Raw genomic sequence first — 5657 nt, forward strand, 5'->3', positions numbered from 1 at the left:
GAGGCCGGTAAGTGGGGCCCGCGGTTCGCGCAGCGAATTGCGGGAGCGACAGCACGCATGTGCCGAGCGTACCCGGCCAGCGGCCGGCACTACCCCCCGGAGTTCGGGGGCAGCGCCGCAGGCGCGGGGGCGTGGAGGCCGGTAAGTGGGGCCCGCGGTTCGCGCAGCGAATTGCGGGAGCGACAGCACGCATGTGCCGAGCGTACCCGGCCAGCGGCCGGCACTACCCAAAGGCCGGCCCTTGCCCCGGCCGCCGTTTCGCGGCACGCTTCGCGCTTCCGTACGCAAGCGTATCGACAATGTCGCCAGCCAACGAAAGCGCCTACCCCCATCTGTTCGCCCCGCTGGACCTGGGCTTCACCCAGCTGCGCAACCGCGTATTGATGGGCTCGATGCACACCGGCCTGGAGGATCGCGCCCGCGACTTCCCGCGGCTGGCGGCCTACTTCGCCGAACGCGCCGAGGGCGGTGTCGGCCTGATCGTCACCGGCGGCTTCGCGCCGAACGTGGTCGGCTGGCTGAAGCCGTTCGGCGGCAAGCTGTCCTGGCCCTGGGAAGTACGCCCGCACCGTCAGCTCACCGCCGCCGCGCACCAGCACGGCGCGAAGATATGCCTGCAGCTGCTGCATGCCGGCCGCTATGCCTACCACCCTCTGTCGGTGGCGCCGTCGAAGCTGAAGGCACCCATCAACCCGTTCACCCCGCGTGCGTTGTCGGCCAGCGGCGTCGAGCGCCATATCGCCGACTACGCACGCAGCGCGAAGCTGGCCCGCGAGGCTGGCTACGACGGTGTGGAAGTGATGGGCTCGGAGGGCTACCTCATCAACGAGTTCATCGCCCCGCGCACCAACAAGCGCACCGACCGCTGGGGCGGCGATGCCAACCAGCGCATGCGCTTCGCGGTCGAGATCGTGCGCCGCATCCGCGAGGCCTGTGGCCCGGACTTCATCATCATCTACCGCCTGTCGCTGGTGGACCTGGTGGAGGACGGCAGCAACTGGGAGGAAATCGTGCAGCAGGCGCAGGCCATCGAGGCCGCCGGCGCGACGATCATCAATTCCGGCATCGGCTGGCACGAAGCCCGTATTCCGACCATTGCCACCTCGGTGCCGCGCGCCGCCTTCGCCGGGGTCACCGCCAAGCTCAAGCCGCATGTGAAGGTGCCGCTGGTGGCGACCAACCGCATCAACATGCCCGACGTCGCCGAGCGCATCCTCGCCAGCGGCGGTGCCGACATGGTGTCGCTGGCGCGTCCGCTGCTGGCCGACCCGCAATGGCCGAACAAGGCCCGTGCCGGCCGCGCCGAGGCGATCAACACCTGCATCGCCTGCAACCAGGCCTGCCTGGACCACGTGTTCGAGAACAAGCTGGCCAGCTGCCTGGTCAATCCGCGCGCCGCCCACGAGACCGAGCTGGTCTATCGCCCCACCGCCACGCCGAAGAAAGTTGCCGTGGTCGGTGCTGGCCCGGCAGGCCTGGCGTGTGCCACCGTCGCTGCCCAGCGCGGCCACCAGGTCACCCTGTTCGATGCCAACGAGGAGATCGGCGGCCAGTTCAACGTGGCCAAGCGCATCCCCGGCAAGGAAGAGTTCCACGAGACCCTGCGCTACTTCCGCCACACGCTGGCCGAAACCGGCGTGCAGCTGCGCCTCGGCACCCGCGCCGATGCCGCCACCCTGACCGGCTTCGACGAGGTGGTGCTGGCCACCGGCATCACCCCGCGCAAGGTCGACTTCCCCGGCGCCGACCACGCCAAGGTGGTCAGCTACCTGGACGTGCTGCTGGGCCGGGTTGAAGTGGGCACCAATGCGGCGATCATCGGCGCCGGCGGCATCGGCTTCGATGTCGGCGAGTTCCTCAGCCACGCAGGTGAGTCCCCCTCCCTCGACCCGCAACGCTGGATGGCCGAATGGGGCGTGGACAGCGCGTTCGAGGCCCGCGGCTCGCTGGGCCGGCCCGAGGTCGAGGCGTCACCGCGTCGGCTCTGGCTGCTGCAGCGCAGCCCGGGCAAGCCCGGCGCGCGACTGGGCAAGACCACTGGCTGGATTCACCGCGCCACACTGAAGGCCAAGGGCGTGCGCATGCTCGGTGGCGTCGAGTACCTGGGCGTGGACGACGAGGGCCTGCGCATCCGCGTGGAAGGCAGCGAACAGCTGCTGCCGGTCGACCATGTGGTGATCTGCGCCGGGCAGGAACCGAACCGTGCATTGCAGGCCGAACTGCAGGCCGCCGGCATCAACGCGCAGCTGATCGGGGGTGCCGATGTGGCCGCCGAACTGGATGCGAAGCGCGCCATCGACCAGGGCAGCCGGGTGGCCGCCGCGCTCTGATGAGCGCCTGAATGGGGGGCGGAATGTGATTTCCGTCACCCCTGCCGAACCTGAATGTCAAGCCGGGCGGTTCACGATGCGTTCGGCTATCCCCCCCTACCTTGCGCCATCTTTCCGCTCACCAGCCAGTTTCCGGTGAGCCGGCGCAGCCCCTCGATCGGTACTGATCGTTTCTTTTGGGGCTGCCCACGGGGCGGCCCCGATGGCCGCCTCCCCATGACGCCAAGTCGTACCCCGCCTCCTGTCGCCCCCGCGGCCGGAACCGGAGCGTGCGGCCCATACGGAGCAAGGAGTTATATGAAACTGGCCTGGATTCTCTGGCTGTCGCAGTTGTTGCCTCAGCCGGCCGCTGATTCATTGTGTTTGAGCACCACCGTTTACCTGGAAGCCCGCGACCAGACCCTGCGTGGCCAGCAGGCCGTCGCCGAGGTCGCCCTGCGCCGCCTCGACAGTGGCCTGTGGGGCGACTCCATGTGCCAGGTGGTCACCGCGCGCAAGCAGTTCGCACCGACCATCGTCTCGCCCGGCACCCAGCTGGGCAATGATGCGGCCTGGAGCGAGGCGATGAACGTGGCCTTCGACGCCGAGCGCAACTGGGCGCTGCCGGCCGGCGAGCGCCGCGAGATCGTGCCCGGTGCCAGCCACTTCGCCGCGCTGTCCATTGCCAGCCCGAACTGGCGCAATGCCTACCAGGTGGCCACCATCGGCGATCACACCTTCTATAAGGTGCAGAACCTCAAGCCGCGGCAGTCGTAACGATCCGTGCTGGCGGCAGCGTTGCCGCCCGCTGGCAAGCTCTGGGATAGTGGGCGTTTCCCGCCCGCATCACCTGGAGTTCCCATGAAGCTGTACAGCAAGCCCGGTGCCTGTTCCACCGCCGACCACATCGCCCTGCAGTGGACCGGCCAGCCGTTCGAGGTTGAACTGCTGAACAAGGACACCCTGAAGGGCCCGGAATTCCTCAAGATCAATCCGGCCGGTGCCGTCCCCGCACTGGTCGACGGCGACTTCGTGCTGCTGCAGAACGCCGCGATCATGGGCTATATCGCCGACAGCTTCCCGCAGGCCGGCCTCGGCGGCGACGGCAGCCCGCGCCAGCGCGCCGAAGCCACCCGCTGGCTGGCCTTCGTCAATTCGGACGTGCATCCGGCTTTCTCGCCGCTGTTCGCCCCGGGCAAGTTCATCGCCGACGAGAGCCAGTTCGATGCGATCCGCGCCGCCGCACACAAGCGCCTGCGTGGCCTGTTCGAGACCGCTGACAAGCAGCTGGCCGACAAGCCCTGGCTGGCCGGTTTCCGCAGCTTCGCCGACCCGTACTTCTACATCACCCTGCGCTGGGCCGCCGGCACCAGGGTCGACCTGTCCGGCCTGGACAACCTGGCCGCCTACAAGGCACGCATGGACGCCGATGCCGGCGTGCAGGCCGCGCTGAAGGCCGAGGGCCTGGCCTGATCCAGACCATGGGTCGGAGCCGTCTGCGCAGCAGACGGCTCTGCCCCCATCGGTGCAATCGCCACACTCAGCCGATCTGGCGGATCACTTCGCCCTTGGCATCGCGCAGGTAGGTCGGCACCACTTCGATGCGCAGCGCCGCCGCCACCGGGTAGATGCCGCGCTCGGCCCGCACGCCTGCCAGGGCTTCCAGACCCGTCTCGTCCAACGCCCAGCGCGCGCTGTCGGCCGATACCTCGCCGGTTTGACCGCGCGCGGCCGGAATGAATTCCCACTGCCGCTCGCGGCTGACCAGTTCCAGTGATTTGCCGTGGCGCAGGCGCAATGGCAGCAGCTCGCACACGCTGGCCACCTGGCCCGCACCGAGCACCAGGGTGGTGACGCCCGCCTCCTGGCGCCAGTCCAGCGTCTCGATGAACAGCATGCCGGTGCTGGAGCCCTCGCGCTCGCTGCCGGTCTGCACCTGTGCAGCCAGTGCCGGACCCTCCAGCAGGTTGCCGCGATGCAGGTCGCTGATCCACAGCGGCATCGCCGGTTGCAGCGCCTGCAGCACGCCGCGCGTCGACCAGCGCTTGACCGCTTCCATCTCCTCATCGGTCAACCCGACCAGCTGCAGGAACTGCAGGTGGCCATTGGCGGTGTCGCGTGCGGGCAACTGCGGATCTGCGACGAAGGCCAGATGGCACAAGCGCGTGTTGGTCTCCAACGCGATCGGGCCGTTGGCGTTGAGGTGGTGGCCATCCTCGAACACGTTGCCACTGCCGAACACATAGCGCGCCAGGTTCTGCAGCAGGTTCATCGGCCACACCGGTGGCGTGCTGCCGGCGTTCTCACCGGCGTCGGCAGCGAGGCGGAAGGTCAGCTCGAAACCATAGCCACTGGCGGTGGCATCACTGCTCTCCTTTGCGTACAGCTCGGAGAAGCCGTAGGTGATGTAATGCCAATGCGGTACCGGCGCATCCGCCCAGTACACGCTGATGCCATCGAGCGGATCCTGGCCACCGAGCGTGTACGGAAGCGCGGTGCCGAAGTGACGCGGTTCCTGCCCGGCATACAGCGGCGCCAGCGCCGCATTGATCGCGTCCCAGCCGGGGGTATCGGTATCGTCGTGGTCGTCCTGCACGCGGGACTCCTTGTGGGGAAGTGAACCGATCACTTTACGCGGTGGCTCAGGCCTGCACGACCTCGCCGCCACCATTGACCACGGCCGCCTGGGTCTCCTGCCACCAGCGCTGCGCCAATGCCGGGCTACGCGCCTTGCCCACCGCCGCCAGCAGTTCCGGGCACAGGCGCTCCAGTGCCAGCGCATCGGTGCAGCGTTCGATCTTCAACTGCATGAAATAGCCCTTCAGGCCCAGATGCCGACGCACGGCCTCACTCATCGCGTCGTACAGCTGCTGGTACAGCGCCGGGTCCTGTTCACGGCCGGTGCTGATGCTGCGCGTCGGTGCGGTTTCGACACTTCCGCCGATCACTTCAATCAGGCCCAGCGCGGCCAACTGCTCCAGTGCATCCGGCGGTGCCCGCAGGCCTTCGAACAGGCCGCGCAATTCAGTGTCATCGCGATGGCCGTCGACCATCAGCAGGATCGAACGCAGTGCCGCCGGCAGACGCCGACCACGGTCTTCGATTTCCTGACGGCCTGCAGCCGTCTTGGCGTGCAGCAAAGCCATTGCCTCCCCCTCCCTCGATGCGCAATGCCGGCGCGCCCTGGCGGGCACGCTCCCCTGTGTGCCATCCCCGGACGGCACGCGCCTTCCCCGGCGCGCACCGTGTATTGCAGGTCGATGACAGGCCGAGCTTAGCGCAAGTGCTGCGGGTAGTGCCGGCCGCTGGCCGGCAACCTCGGGATTGATGGGGGGTGCCGGCCAGCGG

5 protein-coding genes are annotated in these 5657 nt (G+C 68.4%); 3 read left to right on the forward strand and 2 right to left on the reverse strand.

Annotated features, from left to right (window positions below; all coding sequences use genetic code 11):
• Nucleotides 1–299: 299 nt before the first annotated feature.
• The 3 genes from ACMZ91_RS21295 to ACMZ91_RS21305 all read left to right on the forward strand — a co-directional run bounded on the left by ACMZ91_RS21295 (nt 300) and on the right by ACMZ91_RS21305 (nt 3782).
• Nucleotides 300–2330 carry an NADPH-dependent 2,4-dienoyl-CoA reductase gene (locus tag ACMZ91_RS21295; protein ID WP_049461271.1) on the forward strand — a complete coding sequence of 677 codons (2031 nt, stop codon included), beginning with the start codon at nt 300–302 and terminating at the stop codon, nt 2328–2330.
• Between the two features lie 297 nt (nt 2331–2627).
• Entirely contained in the window at nt 2628–3086 is a 459-nt protein-coding gene (locus tag ACMZ91_RS21300) for a cell wall hydrolase (RefSeq protein WP_004154513.1), read from the forward strand.
• Nucleotides 3087–3170: 84 nt separating this feature from the next.
• Nucleotides 3171–3782: a glutathione S-transferase N-terminal domain-containing protein gene (locus ACMZ91_RS21305; RefSeq protein WP_014036113.1), complete on the forward strand. Its 612-nt coding sequence runs from the start codon at nt 3171–3173 to the stop codon at nt 3780–3782.
• 67 nt (nt 3783–3849) lie between these two features.
• On the opposite strand, the gene ACMZ91_RS21310 is transcribed toward ACMZ91_RS21305, so the two are convergent.
• Together ACMZ91_RS21310 and ACMZ91_RS21315 are read right to left on the reverse strand one after the other, a co-directional pair.
• Nucleotides 3850–4905, reverse strand: a complete 1056-nt coding sequence (locus ACMZ91_RS21310) for a suppressor of fused domain protein (RefSeq protein WP_049461270.1) — start codon at nt 4903–4905, stop codon at nt 3850–3852.
• A 46-nt stretch (nt 4906–4951) separates the two neighbouring features.
• Nucleotides 4952–5455: a hypothetical protein gene (locus tag ACMZ91_RS21315; RefSeq protein ID WP_049461269.1), complete on the reverse strand. Its 504-nt coding sequence runs from the start codon at nt 5453–5455 to the stop codon at nt 4952–4954.
• Nucleotides 5456–5657: the final 202 nt, after the last annotated feature.

The organism is Stenotrophomonas sp. FR024 (assembly GCF_047500745.2).
Classification (GTDB): domain Bacteria; phylum Pseudomonadota; class Gammaproteobacteria; order Xanthomonadales; family Xanthomonadaceae; genus Stenotrophomonas; species Stenotrophomonas maltophilia_A.

Bases quoted from the DNA above. Each gene is read 5' to 3' on its own strand.
- ACMZ91_RS21295 (WP_049461271.1), top strand. From the start codon at position 300: ATGTCGCCAGCCAACGAAAGCGCCTACCCCCATCTGTTCGCCCCGCTG.
- ACMZ91_RS21300 (WP_004154513.1), top strand. From the start codon at position 2,628: ATGAAACTGGCCTGGATTCTCTGGCTGTCGCAGTTGTTGCCTCAGCCG.
- ACMZ91_RS21305 (WP_014036113.1), top strand. From the start codon at position 3,171: ATGAAGCTGTACAGCAAGCCCGGTGCCTGTTCCACCGCCGACCACATC.
- ACMZ91_RS21315 (WP_049461269.1), bottom strand. From the start codon at position 5,455: ATGGCTTTGCTGCACGCCAAGACGGCTGCAGGCCGTCAGGAAATCGAA.